The following is a 23,167-nucleotide window of genomic DNA, read 5'->3' as shown; positions in this document are numbered from 1 at the left end:
GTTCTCGGACGACATCCCGCGTTTGAGACACTGATTTTTGGAATGCAGGGATACCTTTGAGCGTCATTACACGAACGATCAACACTACTTACCCACTTAAGTAGTGAACGGGCGGATATTGCCTGCTCGTTTCATTTACAAGTTTTCGATTTTATGGGGGCTGCAATGGTTGGCTTTGTTTCCGAAGAAGTACAGGTAAATATCTACACATCTGGTGATCAGGACAACACGCACATGGCGGCGCTTGCCGGCGGTGGGTACGTCACAGTGTGGCAATCGGCAAGCCAGAACGGATCTGGTGATGGCCTTGTCGCGCAACTGTACAATGATTTCGGAGAACGGGTCGGGCTACCCTTTTTCATCGAAGAGGAAACAGTCGGCAGCCAGACGATCGGTGGCGTGGCGGGCACCGCCGATGGTGGCTTCGTCGTTACATGGCAAGCGCAGAATGGAATTACGATTTTCGCGCGCAAATTCGACGCAAACGGCCAGCCCACCGGGAGCGAGTTCCAGGCGAACACCGAGGTTTATTCGACGCAAAACGAGCCCGAAGTTACCGGCCTGACCGGCGGTGGCTACGTCGTCACCTGGGCTTCCTTCAACGACGAAACGTTTACATACGACATTCGCGCTCAACGCTTTGACCCATCCGGTGTGCCTCAAGGAGCGGAAATCGAGGTCAACACCACAACGCCAAGCACCCAGGCGTCTCCGGAAATTGCAGCATTGAACGACGGCGGGTTTGTGATCGTCTGGCGTGACGATTCCGGTGCGGACGGCTCCAGCAGCGGTATTTTCGCTCAGCGCTACGACGCAAGCGGTACGCCCCAAGGCACGGAGTTCCAGGTCAACAGCACGACAGCCGGCCAGCAAACCGAGCAAGATGTCGTCGCATTGGACGGCGGCGGCTTTGTGGTTGTCTGGACCGATTACAACGGTTCGGACGGTAGTTCAGGCGGCGTATATGCTCAGATTTACGACGCTTCGGGTGCGGATGTCGGCAGCGAATTCCTTGTCAATCAGACCACTGCCAACTGGCAGTGGGAACCGGCTGTAACCGCAACACCGGACGGAGGATTTTTTGTAACCTGGTACGGCTACGGAACCCCGAACGGTTCCACTTTTGACATCGTTGGCCGTCATTTCGATGCAACAGGCACACCGCTTACCGATGACATCATCATCAACGATGATGGCACCGGCACCGATCCTCGCCGTCCGGATGTGATCGCTCTCGCGAACGGGGGGATTGTTGTCGGATGGGACTACCCCGCCGCGAACGGCGACGGCAGCGGCCGTTCAGTCTATCAGCGCTTCCTGGAACTGGACAATTCCAACATCATGGCACCGGCGTCGCCGATCCTGGAGGCGTTCGATACGGCAATCACGTTCACGGAGGCCCAGCTGCAGTCGGGCCCGCAGATCCTCGATGCGTCCGGCGCGGTAGCGGTATCCGGGCCGGCAGACTTTGATGGTGGTCGTCTAAGCGTCACGCGTATCACGGCAACGAACGACCAGAACCAGTTCAATATGGCGGCAGGTCTGGATGACGATATCCTTGGACTTCGCGATCAGGGAACCGGGGCAGGGCAGGTCGGTGTTTCCGGGACCGACGTTACCTTTGGTGGTGTTCTGATCGGGACGATCACGTCCGACGGAACCAACAGTGCTCCATTTGTGGTGACCTTCAATGCCAACGCGGACCGGCAGGCAGTTGAAGCAGTTGCAGAAAACCTGACATACGAAAACCCGTCAGATGACCCGGCTGAAAACGTGCAACTTGCGCTTCTGCTGGAGGATGGTGACGGCAGCGCCTCGGATCCTGTGACCGTCGCCGTAACGGTTATTCCCGAGGACGACGCACCACGTCCGATCTATGCGAACGATATCGACGTCAACACTTTCTTCAATTCCACGCAACAGGAGCCAGCAGTTGCTGCGCTTTCTGATGGTGGCTGGGTGGTCCTTTGGGAATCGTTCTCCCAGGACACTTTGAATGGCAACACATACGGAATTTTTGGTCAAAGATACAGCGCCAACGGCGTCCCGTCCGGGAACGAGTTCATCGTCAACACCCAAGTCCTTGGCAGCCAGCAGCAGGTCGATGTCGCGGGGATCACCGGCGGAGCGAACGCCGGCGGATTTATTGCGACCTGGTACGACCAGGGCGACCCTGGGATATTGTACGTAAAGGCGCAGGTTTTCGACGCCAACTCGCAACCGGTGGGCAGTGAAATTTCGGTTCCTGCGACGCCGTTTTCGACGCAGTGGGAACCGAGTGTGGCAACCTTCGCTGATGGCAGTTTTGCAATTGCCTGGAGCCAATTCCACACGTTTTCTGGACAGACGACTTTCGATGTTACCGTTCAACGGTTCGATGCTTCAGGCGCAAAGGTCGGTAGCGAAATCGTTGCGAATACTTTCCTGCCTTCGACACAGGGAAATCCCGAGATCGTTGCGCTTTCTGGAGGAGGCTTTGCTCTAACGTGGGAAACGTTCGATCAGGGTGGAACAGGCACCTATGAGATTGCAACACGAGTTTATGCCGCCGACGGCACGCCGGTATCGGCGGAGATCCGGGTCAACACCTCCGAAACAGGTGCGCAAAGGTGGCCCGAGATCGCGGCGCTTGACGGCGGCGGGTATGTCATCGTCTGGACCGATCAGAGCGGTCTGGATTCAAGCGGTTCTGGCGTATACGGCCAGATTTACGACGCCACGGGGACTGCTGTCGGAGGACAGTTTCTTGTCAACGAAGTGACGCAGGGTACTCAGGACCAGCCTGTTGTCACGGGCTTGCCGGGTGGTGGCTTTGCGGTTGCATTCGAAACAACAGCGTCAATTTATGACGGCTCCTACAATATCATCATTCAGCACTACGATGCGTCCGGCAACCGCGTTGACGGAGAAATCCTCGTCAACCAGGACCGGTCTGGCAGTCAGTACCAAAGTACGATCGCAACACTGAACAACGGCGACACGGTAATCGCCTGGCGTGATGATTCCGGCCGTGACGGATCCGGTCCGGGTATTGTCATGCAGATTGTCGGCGATCCTGCGAATTACACGGGAGCGCAGAACAATCCGGTTCTGTCCATTGCACAGTCAGTCGTTAATTTCGACGAATCCGATGTGAACTCAGCTCCGCAGCATCTGTTTGCAAGCGCACATGTTGCCGACAGCGACAGTGCGGATTTTGACGGCGGGTTGCTGAGCATTTCCCGGACCGGTGCAATTGCCACACAGACGCTTTTCAATGCGCCAGACAACGAAACCCAGGACAATCTTGGTATCAATAACCAGGGGACAGGTGCGGGCGAAATCGGCGTCTCCGGGGCGAATGTGACCTTCGGCGGAACAGTCATCGGGACCATTGTGTCCGATGGGTCCAATGGAGCTGCGTTGACATTGAATCTCAACAGCAGCGCAACTCCCGATGCAGTCGAGGCTCTTCTTGAACAGGTCACCTACTCAAACCCGTCGGATGACCCGATCCCCGGCCGGATATTCCGCATTACGCTGACTGACGGAGACGGAGGCGCTGCGACGCCGGTCAATGTGCAGGTTCTGGTCAATGAAGAAGCCGAAGCCAACGCGATCATGCCGCTCTTCGCGGAGAGCCAGGTCAACAGCTTCGAGGACAGCACGCAAAACGCGCCCGATGTCGGAGCACTGGCGTCTGGTGGTTATGTCTCGGTCTGGGTCTCTACTGACCAGGACGCCGGCACGTTCGACAACGGTATCTTTGCACAGCGATTTGACGCGTCCGGACAGGCAATTGGTGACGAATTCCAGGTGAATTCGCTGACCGCAGGCAACCAGAACGATCCTCAGGTCGCGGGCATTGGCGCCGCCGACGGTGGTGGCTACGTCGTAGTGTGGCAGGATTCGACCAATTCGTCCGGCTACATCAAGGCGCAAGTACACAATGACGACGGCAGTGTTCGCACAGCCGAGTTCATGGTTGAAACCGTCGTCTTCTCGACACAGGATCAACCGGCTGTAACCGCTGTCCCAGGCGGTTTCCTCGTCACGTGGTCCTCTTTCAACGGAGACTCCAATACCTGGGATATTCGCGGTCAGTATTTCAACGGAACCGGCGTTTCTCAGGGATCAGAATTCACTGTCAACACGACGGTCACAGCCGGAACGCAACGCAATTCTGACGTTTCGGTGGATTCTGCGGGCAATGTCGTTGTGGTCTGGGAAGATCAGAGCGCTCAGGACGGGGCAAGTTTCGGCGTCTATGGTCAACGCATAGACAGCAGCGGGACGCTTGTCGGGCCCGAGTTCCTCGTAAATACCACCACAAATGGCGGACAGTATCTGCCCAAGGTCGACTATCTGAGCGATGGCCGCTTCGTTGTGGCCTGGTATGATGATACCGGCATTGACGGCAGCGGCGTGTCGGTAATGGCGCAGCTGTTTGCTGCCGATGCGACACCGATCGGGAGTGAGTTCCTGGTCAACGAACAGGTGTCCAGCACACAGCAGATTCGCGATGTCGTCGGACTGTCCAACGGCGGTTTCGCTATTGCTTACGATGATTCAAGCGGCTCGGACGGTTCTGGCGTGGGCGTTTTCCTGCAGCAGTTCAATCCAGATGGTTCGCGCCTGGACGGCCCTGTTCTGATCAACGACGAAATTACCAGCACGCAGAACGAAGTTCAGATCGTCGAAATAACCGACGGAACAGACACTGGTATCGCGGCCGTCTGGACGTCTGCCAATTCTGCTCCAGCCGGCGACGGCAGCGGCTCTGGCGTATTCACGAGAGTTTTGGGCGAGGCGGGCACGCTGCAGCCGGCTAACTTTGTCCCAGATGTCGAAAATCTCGCGGTGGTCGTTGACTTTGACGTCGCCACAATCGGAACGCCGCAGATCATCGATAATGGCCTGCAATTGTCCGATTTCGACAGTGCTGACTTTGACGGCGGTTCCGTTGAGTTGAAGCATTTGAGCTACCGCTCCACGACAGACGACCAGCTCAGCGTCATTTCCGGCAAGGGAATCACGACATCCGGATCGGATGTACTTTACGACGGCACCATTATCGGCACGATCGATGCCATTGACGATGGTGTAAACGGCAACGACTTCGTCATCAATCTCAATGCAAATGCCAATGCGGCGAATGTCCGCTTCCTCCTGGAGCAGATCGGTTACAGCTCGACCAACCCGGTTGCGGGTTCTGAGCGGCAGGTCAGTGTTCGGGTATCGGACGGCGACGGTGGCTTGAGCGAAGGCGACAGTATTCGGATCGACATCGAGGGCAGCGCAGCCGCAGCTGGCATTTTCCTTACCGATGTTGACCATCTGCAGGCGACCGAAAGCGAAGTCGAAGCAGGAATCCGTCTCGATCCGGCTGTTGATTTCGACTACACGCTTGTAAACGGTTTTGATGGCGGTTTCGTAGATCTTGGATACAGGAATGCGCCAACGAGCCGTAGTGGATCAAATTTCGAGACACTATCGGTTACAAATGACGGGACCGGTCTCAATCAGATTGGGGTTAGCGGAAACGACATCTCGTACCAGGGCGTCGTGATCGGTACGGTCGATGGCACGCTTGACGGACAGAACGGTGCCGATCTTCGGATCAATCTCGTTGCGGCAGCGACGCAGAATGCAGTCGACGCACTGATCGAGGCCTTCCGTTACACCAACAATTCGGATGGTCCCGCGTCGATTGTGCGTTTCGATGTGCGCGTGACCGATGCCGCAAACGCAACCACGGGCGATCGCGACTTTGACCTGTCAATCACTCCCGAAACGGATGGAACGACTGTTGCCCTCGGCGGCGAAATGCAGGTCAACGCGTTTACAACGAGCACGCAATATTTTGCAACTTTAACCGAGCTGTCCGATGGCGGATTTGTCGTCACGTGGGAAAGCTACAATCAGGACAGCTCTAACGGGTTTGACTATGGTGTCTATCAGCAGCGCTATACGGCTGCTGGAGAACCAATCGGTCCTGAAGTTCTGGTCAACCAATTCACCAACGGCCAACAGGATCAGGCGGATGTCGCTGGTCTGACAGGCGGTGGCTGGGTCACCGTTTGGGAAGGCCCGGGAAGCTCTGGACAGGATGTCCATGCGCGGATCTTCGATGCCAATGGCGTCGGTGGGACCGAGTTCCAGTTGAACCTTCAGACCAGCTCCTCGCAGTACAATCCAAGTGTAGCTGCGCTTGCAAATGGCAACTTTGTCGTAACATGGGGCTCGGAAACCTCCGCAGGAGCTGGTGACGGCAGTGGGCAGGGTGTGATCGGCCGTGTCTTCCAGGCCGATGGGACGCCGATTTCCGGATCCGACATCGTCCTCAACACTTTCACAAGCAGCACCCAGTCAAATGTCGACGTTGTCGGACTGACAGGGGGCGGTTTCGTCGCTGTCTGGCAAAGTAATGGGGTCGACGGAAACAGCTGGGGCGTCGCATTCCAGCGTTTCGACGATGTCGGTGTGCCGCAAGGGTCGGAAGTTGTGGTGAACACAACGACCACAGGCGCACAGGATACGCCTGCTATTGCGTCATTGACCGATGGCGGCTTTGTCATTGTGTGGCAGGCGCCGGACGCAAGCGGCGATGGCGTGTTCATGCAGCGCTATGACGCGAGCGGGTCGCCGGTTGGCGGCGAAGAGCAGGTGAGCGACTACATCGGCTCGACCCAGGGACAGCCTGATGTGACCGGAACCGCAGATGGCGGCTGGCTGGTTACCTGGAATGATGGTTCAAGCCGTCTGGGCGGCGGGACTGACATTTTCGCGCAGCGCTATGACGCGTCCGGGAACCGGGTCGACGGAAGTTTCCGCGTTAACGAGGAATTTTTATCCACTCAGGATCACCCGGCCGCAACCACGCTCAGCGACGGGCGCGTTGTAGTTGCCTGGGATTCAAACACTTCCGGTTCCGCCGGAGATGGCAGCGACCAAGGCGTTTTCATCCGCCTCTACGGTACAGCCGCACAGACGACAAGTGATGATCCGTATGTCAACGGGCTTGTTGACGTTACACTGGACGAAGCAACGTTGAATGCCGGCTTTACGCAGATCTTTGCGACGGGCTCGGTCGCTATTGCGGATCTGGATAGCGCTGATCTTGATGGCGGCCGTCTGATGGTTCACATCGTGCGCGACTATGCCGCCGCAGAGCAGTTCAACGCACCTGATGACCTCACTCAGGACATCATGACCTTTGCCGGAACGGGAATCCTCATAGCCGGAAGCTCGGTCAGTGTTGGTGGTGTGTCAATCGGAACGCTCGAGGCCGATGGCCAGTCGGGCAACGGCTTGCAAGTTCTTTTGAACGCCAATGCAACTCCGGAACGAGTCGAGACCCTTTTGAACGGTCTCAACTACCGCAACCCCTCCAATGATCCGCAGGATACGCGTGAGGTTGAGGTAACGCTTTCTGACGGCGATGGCGGCGTCAGCGAACATCAGACGTTCACGATCTCAATCACGCCCGAACTGGATGGGTTTGAAAAAGTCGACACGGAAAAACAGGTCAACAGCTTTACAGCAGGAGTACAGGATACCTCCGATGTTGCCGGTTTGGCGGGTGGTGGCCATGTCGTTGTGTGGCAATCGTCCAACCAGGATAATCCTGGGACAAACGACACCGGTATTTTCGGCCAGCGTTATGACGCGAACGGTCAGCCGGTTGGGTCGGAATTCCAGGTGAATACAACATTTGCCGGCACGCAGAACACATCTTCGGCGATCGGTATGGCTGATGGCAGTTTTGTTGTCGCATGGCAAGGTGTTGGTGTTGGCGACGGCTCCGGCGTCTTTGCGCAAAGGTTTGCGGCCGATGGCACACCGCTCGGATCAGAGTTCCGCATAAATGATTCCACATCAAGCTCCGACACCCAGATAGAACTGGCTGCAGGGCAGGCCAACGGCTTCATGGCGGTTTGGTACAGTTCCACTGGTTCTGAGATCCAGGGCCGGTTCTACGACAATGCCGGAGTTGCCCAGGGCACTGAATTCACGATCAACACGAATGCGTCCGGCACGCAGGATCAGCCTGATGTTGTCGGCCTCAACAACGGAAACTATGCCGTTGTCTGGGAAGATTCGAGCACATCCGACATCGTTCTGCGGATTGTCAACGGGACCAACAGCTTCGCAACGAGCGAAATAAACCTGACAAGCTCGTTCTCGGGCTCGCAGCTACAGCCGAACATCACCTCGCTTGCAGGTGGCGGCTTCGTTGTGTCCTGGACGGATACGGGCGGTCGTGACGGCTCTGCCAATGGCACCTATGCGCAACTCTTCACGAACACCGGTGTTGCAACCACGCAGCCATTCCTTGTGAATGAGATTGTTACGAATTCTCAGGATAACGCCGAGATTGTCGGAACACCAGACGGCGGTTTTGTTGTTGTCTTCCGGGATACGACCGGTGTTGATGGCTCTGGTCAGGGGATCATGGCGCAGCAGTTCGACGCCAATGGTAATCGTGTTGACGGGCAAATCACCGTCAATACCGAGACGTCATCGACACAGAACCAACCATCTGTCGATCTTCTGGCTGACGGATCCGTCATTGTAAGCTGGACGTCGACCACAAGTGCATCGGCAGGGGACGGGTCTTCCAATGGGGTCTTCAGCCAGATCCTCGGCGATCCGGCGAACTTCAACCTGGTCGGACGCCCAATCCTGCAAGGTGTCAATGAAACTGTCACCTATCTTGAAAATCAGCTGAACATCGGGCCGCAACTGCTCGATGCGAACAATGCGGTAGCGCTTTCGGATAGTGATAGCGCGGATTTCGATGGCGGTTTCATCCGTCTCGACAACGTCATCAGCACGCGCGGCTACCAGAACCAGGTATCGGCACCGGATAACTTTACGCAGGACAATCTCGGGCTGCGTCAGGACCAGGGCATCACGATTACAGCGAACAATGTATTCGTCAACGGCACGCAGGTCGGCACCATAGTCGAATCCGGTGTTGCCGGAGATCCCTTCGAGATCTCGCTGAATGCCAATGCCACAATCGCAATTGTCGAATTGTTGGTCGAGAACCTGACCTACCGCAATACGTCAGATGATCCCGATGCGAGCCGTGTGGTTCGCGTGCAGGTCGGCGATGGTGATGGCGGTGTAAGCGATCCAAGCCTCGTGACAATCAATGTCACCTCTGAAATTGATGGCGCGGGACCGGTATTTGGTGAACGGCGTGCGAACACCGAGACAATTAACGAACAGTCTCAGAGCGATGTCGCCTACCTGATTGACGGTGGTTTTGTCATTGTCTGGCGAAGCTACAATCAGGACTCGGTAAACACCTACGGCGTATACGGCCAGCGGTTCGATGCAAACGGCAACGCCGTTGGAACGGAATTTCTGGTAAACACCACGGTTGCGAGTTCTCAGTACGAACCGAGTGTAACCGGTCTGGATACAGGCGGTTGGGCTGTAACCTGGCGTGATGACAGTGGTTCCGATGGCAGTGGCTCCGGCGTCTTCATGCAACGCTACAACGATGACGGGACGACGGCTGGAGCGGAAACCCAGGTCAACACCTATTTCAGTTCCACGCAGTACGAACCGGACATCACGGTTCTTGCCAACGGCGACTATGTCGTCACCTGGACGAGTTTCGGTAACACTGGAGGCGGCGGTTCTGGCTGGGATGTCTGGGCGCAGGTTTACCAGCCCGATGGCACGGCGATTGGCGCGGAATTCCTTGTCAACTCCGAGAACTCCGGTACTCAGGATCAGCCGAGCGTTACAGCGTTCGCAAATGGCGGCTTTGCCATCACCTGGAAATCGCAGAATTCCGGATCGGCGGGTGACGGTGACTCGAACGGTGTTTTCTATCAGGTCTATGCCGACAGTGTTGCCAATTACACCGCGGTTGGTGGCGAACTCCAGGCCAACAGCTACACAGACAGTTCGCAGGACAACCCGAAAATTGTCGGCCTTGTCGGTGGCGGTCATGTGATCGTATGGGAGAGCTCGGGTCAGGACGGCTCGGCGGATGGGGTCTTTGCTCAGCAATATGACGCTGCCGGACTGCCGATCGGACAGGAGTTCCGCGTCAACGATCAACGTATAAATACCCAAAGTCAGGTTGATATAGCTGCGCTGTCCAGCGGTGGTTATGTCATTGTCTTTGCGGACAATAACGGAACAGACGGAAGCGGTTGGGGCATCTTCGCGCAGCAATATGCGGCCAATGGAAACCGAATTGACGGTCCATTACAGGTCAACACCGAAACGTCCAGCACTCAGGACGAGCCGTCAGTGGCCGCGCTCGACAATGGCGGATTTGTTGTCAGCTGGACATCGGTTACCAGCGCGTCGGCCGGGGACGGGTCGAGCGATGGCGTGTTCTATCAAGTGTTCTCGAACTCTGCGCCGGTGGTGACGGATATCAATGCCTCCACGGCGGAAGACACGAACCTTGTCTTCGATGCGGCCACCTTTGAGGCCGGATACCAGGATGCCGAAAACCAGGCGCTGGCCGAGATCCGCATTGACGTTCTCCCATCCACAGGGACGCTGGAATACAACAATTCACCGGTCGCGCCAGGTCAGGTCGTCACGGTTGCCGAGCTCAATGCCGGCGCGCTTGTTTATATTCCGCCTGCGGACTTCAACGGATCTGCGGACTTTGGATGGACTGGTTCGGATGGCACCAGCTTTGCCTCGGCGATCGCGCAGACGTTTATCACCGTCACGCCGGTCAATGATCCTGTCGCTCTGGCACCGATTGGAAACCAGACGATTTCAGAAGGTTCCAACCTCAATATCCAGGCCATAATTGGCGATCCGGACAACGACACTTACGCGATAACCGTGAATTACGGCGAGGGTGACCCAGACGTAAACTTCACCACCACGTCGAAAATGCCGAGCCTGGTGAACTTCTACCAGAGCGAAGGCACTTACACGGTAAACCTGAGTATCGACGATCAGAACGGCTCGGTGGAAAGCACCTCGTTCATGGTGACTGTCGATAACGCAGCGCCAAACGCGGACAACGAAAGCTTCTCGATCGACGAAGATACTGTTAGCAACACCGTGAATGTCTTTGTCGGCGACAGTGATCCGGGCGGCGATCCGTTCTCGATTACCGCGATTGACGGAAACGCATACACACCGGGCGCAACCATTGTGCTCGCGTCTGGCGCAACGGTCAGCATCTCCGCAACCGGAGACCTGGTTTATGATCCGACAACATCGACAAGCATCCAATCGCTTGCAAGCGGTCAGAACACTACCGACAGCTTCACTTACACCATCACTGACGATGGGGGGCTGAGCGACACGGCAACGGTCACCGCGTTTATCTCCGGCGCTGATGACAATGTGAATGCGCAGGATGACGACTTCACGGTTGATGAAGACAGTACGCTTGCGGGTAATGTCTTCAGCGACAACGGAAACGGGGCGGATATCGATCCGGAAGGCGATGCGCTGACTGTGGTGTCCATCAACGGCAATAATGGCCTTGTCGGAGCGCCGATCGTCGTGGCCGGCGGAGGCGTTCTGCAGGTCGATGCAAATGGTGATCTGAGCTTCGATACGGCCAACACGTATAACGAACTCAATGTGGGCGATACCCGTGATATCTCGTTCACATACGTCGTTGAAGAGGCCGGCTCGAACCTCACCGCGTCAGCGACGGGAACGATTACCATCACCGGCGTAAATGATGATCCGACGGCGAACGATGATACGCGCAGCACTCAGCTGAACACGCCGGTCAACATCGACGTGGCAAGCAATGATTTCGACGTCGATAATGGTGATACATTCACCGTAACGGCCGTCAGCACGCCTTCAAACGGTACGGCGGTCATCGAACTGGACGGAACGGTAACCTATACCCCGAACAATGGGTATTCGGGCCCCGACTCGTTCACCTACGACATAACAGATGCGAATGGTGGAATGGCAACTGCGACGGTGAATATCACTGTTCAGGGTTCCAACGCGCCGGTTGCGCAGAACGATTCCGTCACGACGGACGAAGCGACATTGCTTTCCGGAAGTGTCTTCCTGGACAACGGCAACGGTGCCGACTTTGATCCTGAGGGAGATCCGTTCAGCGTCACGGCGGTGAATGGTCTGATGGCGTCCGTCGGCTCGCAAATCACGCTGGTTTCCGGCGCATTGCTAACACTCAACGCAAATGGAACCTTCGACTACGATCCGAACGGAAGCTTTGAGTCCCTCGCGGTTGGCGGGTCGACGACGGATACGTTCAGTTACACGATCACCGACAGCAACAATGGTTCCGATACCGGTGTTGTCACCGTAACCGTCACGGGTCTCAATGACGATCCAACGGTTGCAAATGGTGCAATGAATGCCGTCGAAGATGGCGCGCCTGTCAACCTGAACCTTGCGACGCTTGGAGACGACGTCGATAGCGACGATGACGGGTCCACACTCGGCTATGCGATCACGACACAGCCGGGCGAAGGTTCAGCTTCAATCACCGGTACCAACCTAAACTTCGATCCCGGCGCGGATTTCCAGGATCTGAACGAGGGCGAAACCCGTGACGTCACGATCGGCGTGACCGCAACGGACAGCAACGCGGCATCTTCCAACGAAGGCACCGTTACCGTTTCGGTTCTCGGCGTGAATGATGATCCTACGCTGGGCGCAGGCATTCTCAATGCTGTTGAGGACGGTCCGGCGGTAATGCTTGATCTGTCGACACTCGGTGACGACGCGGACAGCGAAGACGACGGCACGACGCTGACCTATTCCGTGGCAGGGCAACCGGCCGAAGGGTCCGCATCGGTCCTTGGTACGACATTGACCTTTGATCCGGGAGCTGACTTCCAGGATCTGAACGCCGGGGAAACCCGCGATGTGACAGTTACGGTCGAAGCTGAGGATCAACGGGGAGCTACGGTCCAGAACGACGTCACGGTGACCGTGACCGGTGTGAACGATGATCCGACACTGGGCGCAGGTGTTCTCAACGCTGCTGAAGACGGTCCGGCTGTGATGCTCGATCTGTCGACACTCGGTGATGACGCCGATGGTGAAGACGACGGCACGACGCTTGCCTATTCCGTGGCGGCGCAGCCGTCCGAAGGGTCCGCATCGATCCTTGGTAGGACCTTGACCTTTGATCCAGGGGCAGACTTCCAGGATCTGAACGCCGGGGAAACCCGCGATGTGACGATCACGGTGGAGGCTCAGGACCAGCAGGGTGCGACAGTTCAAAACGACGTCACAGTGACCGTGACTGGCGTGAACGACGACCCGACCTTGGGCGCGGGTATACTCAACGCCGCTGAAGACGGTCCGGCTGTGACGCTGGATCTGTCCACGCTCGGTGATGACGCCGATGGTGAAGATGACGGCACAACGCTGGCCTATTCCGTGGCAGCACAACCGTCCGAAGGGTCCGCATCGATCCTTGGTACGACCTTGACCTTCGATCCGGGGGCAGACTTCCAGGATCTGAACGCCGGCGAAACCCGCGACGTGACGATCACGGTGGAGGCTCAGGACCAGCAGGGTGCGACAGTTCAAAACGACGTCACAGTGACCGTGACTGGCGTGAACGACGACCCGACCTTGGGCGCGGGTATACTCAACGCCGCTGAAGACGGTCCGGCTGTGACGCTGGATCTGTCCACGCTCGGTGATGACGCCGATGGTGAAGATGACGGCACAACGCTGGCCTATTCCGTGGCGGCACAGCCGTCCGAAGGGTCTGCATCCATCCTCGGGACGACACTGACTTTCGATCCCGGCGCTGATTTCCAGGACCTCGGTGTCGGTGAAACCCGCGACGTGACGATCACGGTCGAAGCGCAGGATCAACAGGGTGCGACGGTACAAAACGACGTTGTTGTGACGGTCGCGGGCGTGAACGATGATCCTGACGCCCAAGACGATACCTATTCGCTCGACGAAGACGGTTCGTTGAATGTCCTTGTTGGCACTGGCGTCTTGAGCAACGATTCGGATGTCGACGGCGACGGACTTACAATCAGTCAGCTGATTTCAGACGTTTCGAACGGTACGCTGAATTTGAACGCAGACGGGTCATTCGACTACACGCCTGACGCTGACTTCAACGGCACTGACAGCTTCATTTATGAGGTGAGCGACGGTAACGGCGGAACCGTGCAGGCAACTGCTACGATTACAGTGAACCCGGTGAACGACGACCCTGTTGCAAATGACGATGCAGGCATTTCGACGGGCTTCGAAACACCGATTGTGATCGCGACGGGCACCTTGCTCAGCAATGACGACGACGGTGATCCGGAAGTCGTTCAGCCACTCGCGGTGACCGGTGTAACTGCGGTTTCGGGCGGCACGGTGCAGCTTGCGGGCGGCAACGTGACGTTCACACCGATGACAGGTTTCACCGGTGCGGCTCAGTTCATGTATACGATCACCGATGGCAACGGCGGTTTTGATACGGCGACGGTAACCGTCAACGTTCAGGGGTCGAGTACGCCGATCGCACAAAACGATGATCTGACAACGGACGAAGACAACCCACTGTCTGGAAGCCTCTTTGCCGACAACGGGAACGGTGCGGACTCCGATCCCAACGGTGATCCGCTTTCGGTGACCGAAGTCGATGGCGATCCGGCAAATGTCGGCGTGCCGATTAATCTGGACTCTGGAGCAATCCTGACGGTCAACTCTGATGGAACCTTCGATTATGATCCCAACGGGGCGTTTGAAGATCTCGCGGTCGGATCCAGCAGCGCTGAGTTCTTCACCTATACAATTACCGATGGGAACGGCGGATTCAGCACAGCCAATGTTACACTGACGGTGACAGGTGTGAACGATGCGCCAACGGTTGCCAACGGCGTGATGAATGCGGCTGAGGATGGTGTGCCTGTCAGTCTCAACCTGTCAACGCTCGGCGACGACATTGACACCGACGATGACGGAACGACGCTGACATACGGTGTCACGACACTGCCCGGCGAGGGTACGGCCTCGCTCAACGGAACTAACCTGAACTTCGATCCAGGGGCAGACTTCCAGGATCTGAATGAAGGTGAAACCCGTGGTGTCATTATCGGCGTCACGGCAACCGATAGCCATGGAGCATCATCTAGTGAAGGAACTGTCACGGTTACCGTGACGGGCGTCAACGATGACCCGACACTGGGGGCAGGCGTCCTGAATGCCGTTGAAGACGGAGCGGCCGTAACGCTCGATTTGTCGACCCTCGGTGACGACGCGGATAACGAAGACGACGGCACGACGCTGACTTATACGGTGGTGGGACAGCCGTCCGAAGGTTCCGCATCGATCCTGGGAACCACTCTGACCTTCAATCCAGGAGCAGACTTCCAGGACCTGAACGCGGGGGAAACCCGCGATGTGACAGTCACGGTCGAGGCTGAGGATCAACGTGGAGCCACGGTTCAGAACGATGTGACGGTCACTGTGACCGGCGTCAACGACGATCCGACGCTTGCAGCAGGTGTGTTGAATGCTGCAGAGGATGGTCCGGCTGTCACACTTGATCTTGCCACGCTCGGTGACGACGCGGATGGCGAAGACGACGGCACAACGCTCACCTACACGGTGGCGGGCCAACCTTTGGAAGGCTCCGCATCGATCCTGGGAACCACTCTGACGTTCGATCCAGGCACAGGCTTCCAGGATCTGAACGACGGGGAAACCCGCAATGTGACGATCACGGTCGAGGCGCAGGATCAGCAAGGCGCGACGGTTCAGAACGATGTGACGGTTACCGTCACTGGCGTCAATGATGCGCCTGTGCTGGCCGCAATCGGTCCGATCTCGATCCCGGAAAACTCAACCGCGGTTGGAACTGCAACAGCTACAGATGTCGACGATGCCATACTAACATTCTCGATCTCGGGTGGCGCGGATGCAGCTCTCTTCCAGATGGCGTCCGATGGAACGTTCAGCTTTATAAATGCGCCGGACTTCGAAGCTCCGGGCGACGCGGATACCGACAACGTCTACGAAGTCGAAGTGCAGGTAAGCGACGGAACACTGACGGATTCCGAACTGGTCTTTGTCAGCGTGACGGATGTGAACGAAGGTGGAGGACCCAACGAGATCATCGGAACATCCGCAAGCGACTATCTTGTCGGAACTGACCAGGACGATGCGATCCGCTCACTCGGCGGCAGGTATGACAGAATGGTTGGCGACGGCGGTGCCGATCAGTTTATCTTCGGAGAAGAGACACTGAACGGTATTCGTGAGCGTGACGTTATTCTTGACTACGAAGTCGGTGTCGATGAGATTGTATTTGAAGCGGGTGCAGCCGACGTGTCCTTTATTCGGAACTTCTCTGGCGGTGCCATCATTTACCTTGATGGCGATCGTGACGCGATCTACGTACGCGGAGATAATGTGACTGCTGACAATCTGACAATAATCAACGATAATGGACCTGATATCCTTTAACTTGTTTGGGCGTACAGGGGAATTTTAAATGAAAAGACTTGTTATAAGTGTGTTTATGACAATCAGCCTGGCCTTTGGGGTTCAAGGCGCATCGGCTGCGGGGCTTGGTCTTACGACCGAGCCACCGACGCTCAATGCGAGCTTTGCTCTGATTGAGTACTTTGACAACGCGCCATTCGGTGACCTCGCCACATTCGGCGCCGATATCGATTCTTCGGATGGGGTCAGCCCAACCGGAGCCGCCTTTGTCGATTTCATCATCGGATTCGATCCGACTGACCCGGCGAATACACTTACCGGCGGTTTCGACGTTTTCGATGACAACGGTCTGTTTCTGTCCGGCGTTGCAACGGATGCCGGGTATGAAACGGATACGATAGAATTTCTGCTCGATGTCATCGGCGGATCCGCATCCGGTGCATTCGGTAGCCAGGTTCTGATGACAATCGCGTTCGACACGTTCGAGATGCTGGGTGACAATCCGTTCGACAATTTGGAGGACACCGAGTTGGTACGATTTGACGGCCCTTACATCGGTTCTGTGAGCATTGCCAAGGTTGCCCCGTCGGCGGTCATACCGATACCGGCCGGTCTGCCACTTCTGCTGACCGCACTCGTCGGTCTTGGATGGCTGCGCAGGCGCACGCTCGCCTGACAACACTGGCCATGGAATTTGCCAGCCGCTAGCAGGTTTAACACAGCCTGCAGCGGAATGTCTTACGCCTTTTGAAATTTGACGGTTCAAGGTTGGCCCAGGCTGACCTTGTCCGCGTTATTAGCCTTTTGACGTGAATTGAGCGCAGTCGAGTTGATGCCAGGCTCGGCTGCGATTTTCGTATCAGATGCACTTTCCCCTTGCGTTTTGGCAGGGGGCTTAGTGGTCATGGGTTCATGATGAGACGATCGCCCTCAATGCGCCAGCTTCTGAGCCGGTCCAAGGCTGTGAGGCCGAAAAGGCTGCCTCCCAGCGATCCATCGCGGGCAACAAACCCTCTGACATTGCTGAACGTATGATCGCCGACCGAAATGGTATCGATCTGAATTGGAGCAACCATCGCACGGCCATTCGCAGTCGAGACAGGCACGGTGAAGGAAAGCTCGGCCGGATCGTAACCTGCACGCTTGGCATCGTTAAACGTCAAGACAACCGCACTGGCACCCGTATCTAGAAGAAAGTTTGTCCGGGATCCATTGACGCGGCCGTCTACAACGAAATGGCCACTGGCATCGCGAACAATCAGGATGGAGCCGTCCGGTTGCGTTACAGCAAGGCCGGGGGCAAGCGCGCCGAGAACGCGATATCCAGCCTGCACCAGATCGGTACGATAGGTATAGCCAACCACGAGCAAGGCACAAAGACCGCCCCAAAACAGCGTTCCCTGGACAATTTCCCGCACCTTGGGCTGACCGAACACAAAACTCGCAAGAAACACAAATGCAAGTGCGGATAGCGCGACAACGCGAGGGCCGGAATCGTCGAAGTTGATGTTCTCGGGATCTGTCGGATCACCGAAAAAAAAGAAAAACGCCATTACGCCCATAACAATTACGAGGGCGGCAACGACAAAGCCACGGATCTGCCTGGGGCCACCCATTAATCGAGGCTTTCTTCGCTCTCAAGGAGGCGGCGGCTGGAAAGGTCGGTCATGATTTCCGATCGGCGTTCTTCGCTGAAACCGGTCCAACCTGCAATTTCGTCGAGCGAGCGTAAACAGCCGGCGCACAGGCCGGTCGTCTCGTCAATTTGGCAAAGTTGTATGCATGGCGAGTTCATATGGCGGATATGGACACAGATTGTGTCCTTGCCAAGACTTAAAAGCGTCTGGCGGGGTCCAAATTACGTCGTCAGCCGCCGCCGGAGTATGTGAACGGTGCTGTAATGATGTTGACCGGCAACGCGACCGTGTTTCCGACAAATGTGCCAAGGCTGTCGCCAAGCTTTGCCCCCCGCGCGGTGTCCGACGCGGAACGCAATCCGGTCTGACCGAGCGTCTTGCGAAATTCAGGGCTGAGTTGGGCCAGTTGGGCAAACTTGGAGTGGTTTGCTGCGTCAAGGGAATCGAGCTCGGTCACATCAATGACGATTGCGCCAAGCTCGGCGAGTTCTGCGTCATTGGAGTAGGCGCCGACGCGTTCCTTACCGCCTGCGATTGCTCTGGAAAGACGCAATGCCCTGTCGTCGCGCGAAACCACAACGACGTAGGGGTTGGCAGGCGTGCCGAGTTTCCTCAACTGAGCTTTGAAGAGGTCAATGTCGATATCCGGCGCTGCCAGAATGGCAACGTCGACTTTTCCTTCAAGGGCTTTGCGCTGCGCGGGTGACGACTGGATCGCGGTCTCCATAAGCAGCCAGTTGCCCATGGAGTGAGCCAGTACAGTGATCTTTTCTGCGTTTGATTTCGATAGCTGGAGCATCGTCTCCGCCAGCGCCTGGCGCGCTATGGCGGCGCTGTTCAGGTCATAGACGTAGTCCTGCAGTTTTCCGCGTGATGCCCAGGTGAACAGAACCGGTACGGCCTCGATGTCTCCGTCATGGACGACCTGCACGAAGCGATAAAGCGCTTCTGGAAAGAGGGTGTTGTACCCGTGGATAAAGAGGAATACTTCCCGCTTGCCTTTGGGCAGTTTCGCCAGCTTCGCATTGAGTTCCCGCGTGAAGGCGCTTTTGTCTTCGATATAGCTGGCACTGCGGGCGACGAAGTCGGTTTCCGGATTTCCCGGCAGCTTGTCGGGCCATTCCACTTGACTGATTTCGTGGCTGGGTGGAACCGAAATGCTCGCCTGCGCATAGCTGGTCTGCTGGCTCCGCTCTCCATTGAAATAAGTGTCCGGTCGGCTGTCACGCTCCCGTGTCGTCACAACCAAAATATCATGCGTCTCAGCCCCTTGCGCCGGAACTTCGCTCAACGCCAGAGCGCCGACCTCAGGCCGGCTGCCGCATGCGGCCAGGATAATAAAAGACACCAGCAGCACCAGTTCCCGGATAGGCCGGGAACGAGTGTCGGATGTCGTTGCGATATATCTCGGTGTCATTGTGAATAGCTGCCCACGCTGCGCCTTCTCAGGGCACCATAAGCATACCAGTCAAGAATCCAAGCCCGCAGATTTGCTGAATAGCTCCCAGGACATCGCCCGTAACACCACCGATTTTTTTAAACGCCATGTGTCCAAGGCCATATGCGGCGCTAGTTGCGATTAAAAGTCCGAGCAAAAGTGCAGGAATTGAAAGGAGCAGAGCGGCAGGTACCAGCAACGGGACGGTGATCAGGACCGCCTGTTTCAGGGCACTGCCGTCAGGTTTGCCAAATCGGGCAGCCAGTCCTTTCGGACGGGCAAGGGTCTGCTGATGCCACTGCCATACGAGCAGTGTCCGGCTGATGCTTTCGGATGCCAAAAACAACAATGCAGCATCTGCCGGGCTGAAGCGTTGCCACAAGGCGGCCAGCAGGGCGACGCGCAGCAAAACTGACAGAGCAAGAGCCAGCGCACCGAATGAACCGATCCGGCTGTCTTTCATGATCTCCAGGCGCTTGTCGCGCGTTGCGCCACCAAAAAATCCATCCGCAAGATCACTCAGACCGTCTTCATGAAGTGCTCCGGTCGTGGCTGCGAGCGCAGCGACCGCAAATGCGGCAACAACAAGCGCCGGTAGATCCGTATATGCGAGCAGCATGCCGAAGCCTGCTGCCGGTAGTCCGACCACAAATCCCGCGAGCGGAGCAGCTCTGGCGGACTTGTCGAATTGGGGTGCTGCCGCAGGATTGTCCAGCGAATTCACCTGGTGCAAGGACAAACGAGAGAAGAACCGGACCCACGTTGCGGTATCAGCCGCAAATAGCCTGATGTGGTACGCGATGTCCTTGGAACCGGGTTTTGGCGCGTCGGGACGCGGTTTCTGTCCAGAAACTGGGTATTGGTCGGTTTCGGGGCTCATCAGGCCGGTCCTGTGCTTGAGTTTTTCCAAGGCGCGGTTATAGATCAGCCGCCTAGCAGGACCAAATGTCGGCTCGCAACCAAAAACAGACCGGGAAAAAGAAAATGTCCCTTTCCGAAACTGCGCTTCCCTTTGATGACATCCGGAACCTCGTAAAGTCGATGCCGGGCCCGGATGAGGAAGCGCTGGCGAAAGTCAGGGAGCGCGACAGTCAGTTGACAAAACCGGCAGGATCGCTTGGGCGGCTCGAGGAGATCACGGAATGGCTTGCGGCCTGGTCAGGCAAGGCACCGCCGAAGATCACCAGACCGATGGTCGCGATCTTCGCCTCGGCGCACGGCGTCGCCGAAGAAGGCGTTTCCGCATTTCCCAGTGCTGTAAACAAGCAGATGGTTGAGAACTTCGCGGCAGGTGGCGCGGCCATAAATCAGCTTTGCCGCGCGAACGACATCGGTCTGAAGGTGTTTGATCTTGCGGTGGACATGCCGACGCCAAGCATCACGCGCGAAGATGCGATGGATGAAGCCAATTGCGCGGCGACGATGGCTTATGGAATGGAAGCGCTGGCAGGTGGAATAGACCTCATCTGTCTTGGTGAAATGGGCATTGGCAATACAACTGTCGCTGCAGCCGTGTTTCACGGGTTGTTTGGCGGAAATGCAGCCGACTGGGTTGGACGCGGAACCGGTGTTGACGACGACGGCCTCGCGAGAAAACGCGCCGCGGTCGAAATGGCCGTTGCTCGCTTGAACGGAGAGAAAGATCCGCTGGAAATTCTGCGCCGGACTGGCGGGCGGGAAATTGCGGCAATGGCAGGCCTGATCGTTGCGGCCCGGTTACAGCGTGTGCCCGTAATCGTCGACGGCTTCGTCACGACCGCGGCAGCAGCCGTCGTTTATGCAATGGATCCGGCCGGTCTCGACCATTGTCTGTTTGCACATGTTTCGGCCGAACACTCGCATGCCAGGGTTCTTGAACACATGGGCAAGGACGCTCTGTTCGATTTCGGCATGCGATTGGGGGAAGGGTCGGGCGCAGCGCTTGCTGCCGGTTTCGTCAAGGCAGCCGCCGAGACGCATTCGGGAATGGCAACCTTCGCAGACGCGGGTGTTTCCGGAAAATCCTGACGTCAGGCGGAACGGGCATTTCTGTTGCGCGGGTCAAAAGCTTCTGCTGGACGTGCCTTCGTTTCCTTCGCGTAGCTCATGTTTCGGGACGGAGGCAGGCTGACTGTAACCTCGGTGCCTTCTCTCAGCCGCGACTTTATGGAGAATTTGCCGTCATGCATGCTGACAAGCGCCTGAACGATGGAAAGCCCAAGTCCTGTTCCCTGTTCTGCGCTCTTGATCGCATGTGATCCCTGACCGAAGGCTTCCAGAACCGTTGGAATTTCTTCTTCCGGTATGCCGGGGCCATTGTCGCGGATGGAAACATATTGGCCACCGTCGGTGGTCGGACCGAGATTGACGCGGACTTCTCCGCCGACCGGCGTGAATTTCACCGCGTTTGACATAAGGTTCAAAATGACTTGCCTCAGCGCGCGTTCGTCGGCCCAAACGCGCGGCAGGTCTGCCTGATGCGAGTGATGCAGCGCGATAGACTTTGCCTTTGCGCGCACTTTCATCATGGTTCCGCATTCGGCGACGACATCCTCCAGAAGAATAGGCTCTTCGTGCAGCTCATGCCGACCGGCTTCGATCCGCGACAGATCCAGAATTTCGTTGATCAGATTGAGGAGATGATCTCCTGAGCCGTGAATGTCCTCGGCATAGGACCGGTAGTTCTTGTTTTCCATCGGCCCGAGAACTTCGTCCTTCATGATTTCCGAGAAACCGAGAATGGCGTTCAACGGGGTGCGTAACTCGTGGCTCATTGTTGCGAGAAAACGGGATTTGGCCAGATTGGCGGCCTCGGCGCGGCGGCGCGCTTCATCGGAAACGGAGTTTGCCGTCTCCAGTTCCGCAATGAGGTGGTCTTTCTCGGCGCGATACTCCAGCATCGTGTTTGCATTCTTGAGAAGCTGGTTTCCCAGAATGAGGAAGAAGCCTTGCGCGCCGATCGCCATTGCTGCGAGCGTATAGTGAACTGCGCTGGACTGTTGCAGGAAACTGAAAGTCACGACGAACGTGATCGGTAATGTGCTTGCCAGCAGGCACTTGGGCAGATTGGCGGACTGCATCGTATTCATCGCGATCACGATCAACAGCGTGGCGAAATGAAAGATCACCAGACCGTCGCCGGACCCGATGGCTTCGGGCATGAGGAAGAACATGGCCCAGCTGCATCCATAGATGAAATCGCCGATTGTGAAGCGTCTGCGCCAGATGATGCGTACTTTCTGATCGGACGGAGCCTTTTCGTATGAATGGCTGATGACCACCATCAGAAAGTGGGTGCAGATAGTCACCAAAAACCAGGCACCCATAAATTGCGGACTAACCCACAACGACGAAATCGCCGCCACGATGAGCGCCAGAAGCGGTGCGGCAAAAGCGGCATTTATGCGGGTATCGGCGAATAGATGCTGACGCTCGTGCTCAAATGTCGATTGCCGCGTATCAGAAGCCCCGAGGCGGCTGCGGATGTCGCGGACCGAACGCGCCATTTCCCGGCGCCGGAGCGCACGTTGCTTGTTGATAGCGAGAATATCGCTTTCGGTTTGTGACGCGTGGGACTTCATCGGACGCCCGGACGGTGTTGATTTCGTTATTGTGATACTGCGTGTTTCGCCACACTGACTCACCATTCCTTAAGATCGTCCTCAAGATCGTGGTAAGGATTGTCTTAATCAGCTGTATCAAGGTGCAACTCGTTGTCTTTCAAACC

At 56.8% G+C, this 23,167-nt stretch carries 8 protein-coding genes; 3 read left to right on the top strand and 5 right to left on the bottom strand.

The annotated features are described in order from the left end of the window. Window positions 1-165 precede the first annotated feature (165 nt). Together Q0915_RS10860 and Q0915_RS10855 are read left to right on the top strand one after the other, a co-directional pair. Window positions 166-16,407, top strand: coding sequence for an Ig-like domain-containing protein (locus tag Q0915_RS10860; protein ID WP_299471232.1), 16,242 nt, complete (start codon window positions 166-168; stop codon window positions 16,405-16,407). Between the two features lie 28 nt (window positions 16,408-16,435). Continuing rightward, entirely contained in the window at window positions 16,436-17,062 is a 627-nt protein-coding gene (locus Q0915_RS10855) for a VPLPA-CTERM sorting domain-containing protein (RefSeq protein ID WP_299471229.1), read from the top strand. 226 nt (window positions 17,063-17,288) lie between these two features. Here Q0915_RS10855 and Q0915_RS10850 read toward each other — a convergent pair whose 3' ends face one another. From Q0915_RS10850 to Q0915_RS10835, 4 genes are all read right to left on the bottom strand, one after another. Then, window positions 17,289-18,002 (bottom strand): TIGR02281 family clan AA aspartic protease, encoded by a 714-nt coding sequence (locus Q0915_RS10850; RefSeq protein ID WP_299471226.1) that lies wholly within the window; start codon window positions 18,000-18,002, stop codon window positions 17,289-17,291. Then, complete coding sequence (locus tag Q0915_RS10845) at window positions 18,002-18,181, bottom strand: DUF1289 domain-containing protein (protein WP_299471223.1); 180 nt, start codon at window positions 18,179-18,181, stop codon at window positions 18,002-18,004. The genes Q0915_RS10850 and Q0915_RS10845 overlap by 1 nt, the downstream gene beginning before the upstream one ends. Window positions 18,182-18,252: 71 nt before the next feature. Next, window positions 18,253-19,440: an alpha/beta hydrolase gene (locus Q0915_RS10840; RefSeq protein ID WP_299471221.1), complete on the bottom strand. Its 1,188-nt coding sequence runs from the start codon at window positions 19,438-19,440 to the stop codon at window positions 18,253-18,255. A 28-nt stretch (window positions 19,441-19,468) separates the two neighbouring features. Then, window positions 19,469-20,341 (bottom strand): adenosylcobinamide-GDP ribazoletransferase, encoded by an 873-nt coding sequence (locus tag Q0915_RS10835; RefSeq protein WP_299471219.1) that lies wholly within the window; start codon window positions 20,339-20,341, stop codon window positions 19,469-19,471. A gap of 104 nt (window positions 20,342-20,445) precedes the next feature. On the opposite strand from Q0915_RS10835, the gene cobT reads away from it, so the two are divergent. Continuing rightward, window positions 20,446-21,468, top strand: a complete 1,023-nt coding sequence (cobT, locus tag Q0915_RS10830) for a nicotinate-nucleotide--dimethylbenzimidazole phosphoribosyltransferase (protein ID WP_299471215.1) — start codon at window positions 20,446-20,448, stop codon at window positions 21,466-21,468. Window positions 21,469-21,470: 2 nt separating this feature from the next. Here the strand turns inward: cobT and Q0915_RS10825 are convergent, their stop codons facing one another. Continuing rightward, window positions 21,471-23,021: a HAMP domain-containing sensor histidine kinase gene (locus Q0915_RS10825; RefSeq protein WP_299471213.1), complete on the bottom strand. Its 1,551-nt coding sequence runs from the start codon at window positions 23,019-23,021 to the stop codon at window positions 21,471-21,473. Window positions 23,022-23,167: the final 146 nt, after the last annotated feature.

This window comes from uncultured Roseibium sp. (assembly GCF_947494555.1).
GTDB lineage: Bacteria > Pseudomonadota > Alphaproteobacteria > Rhizobiales > Stappiaceae > Roseibium.
Note: the sequence above shows the minus strand (reverse complement) of the source record. Positions and strands in the feature narration are given on the sequence as shown.

Coding starts and splice junctions, on each gene's coding strand:
- Q0915_RS10860 (WP_299471232.1), top strand. CDS start 166: ATGGTTGGCTTTGTTTCCGAAGAAGTACAGGTAAATATCTACACATCT.
- Q0915_RS10855 (WP_299471229.1), top strand. CDS start 16,436: ATGAAAAGACTTGTTATAAGTGTGTTTATGACAATCAGCCTGGCCTTT.
- Q0915_RS10850 (WP_299471226.1), bottom strand. CDS start 18,002: ATGGGTGGCCCCAGGCAGATCCGTGGCTTTGTCGTTGCCGCCCTCGTA.
- Q0915_RS10845 (WP_299471223.1), bottom strand. CDS start 18,181: ATGAACTCGCCATGCATACAACTTTGCCAAATTGACGAGACGACCGGC.
- Q0915_RS10840 (WP_299471221.1), bottom strand. CDS start 19,440: ATGACACCGAGATATATCGCAACGACATCCGACACTCGTTCCCGGCCT.
- Q0915_RS10835 (WP_299471219.1), bottom strand. CDS start 20,341: ATGAGCCCCGAAACCGACCAATACCCAGTTTCTGGACAGAAACCGCGT.
- cobT (WP_299471215.1), top strand. CDS start 20,446: ATGTCCCTTTCCGAAACTGCGCTTCCCTTTGATGACATCCGGAACCTC.
- Q0915_RS10825 (WP_299471213.1), bottom strand. CDS start 23,021: ATGAAGTCCCACGCGTCACAAACCGAAAGCGATATTCTCGCTATCAAC.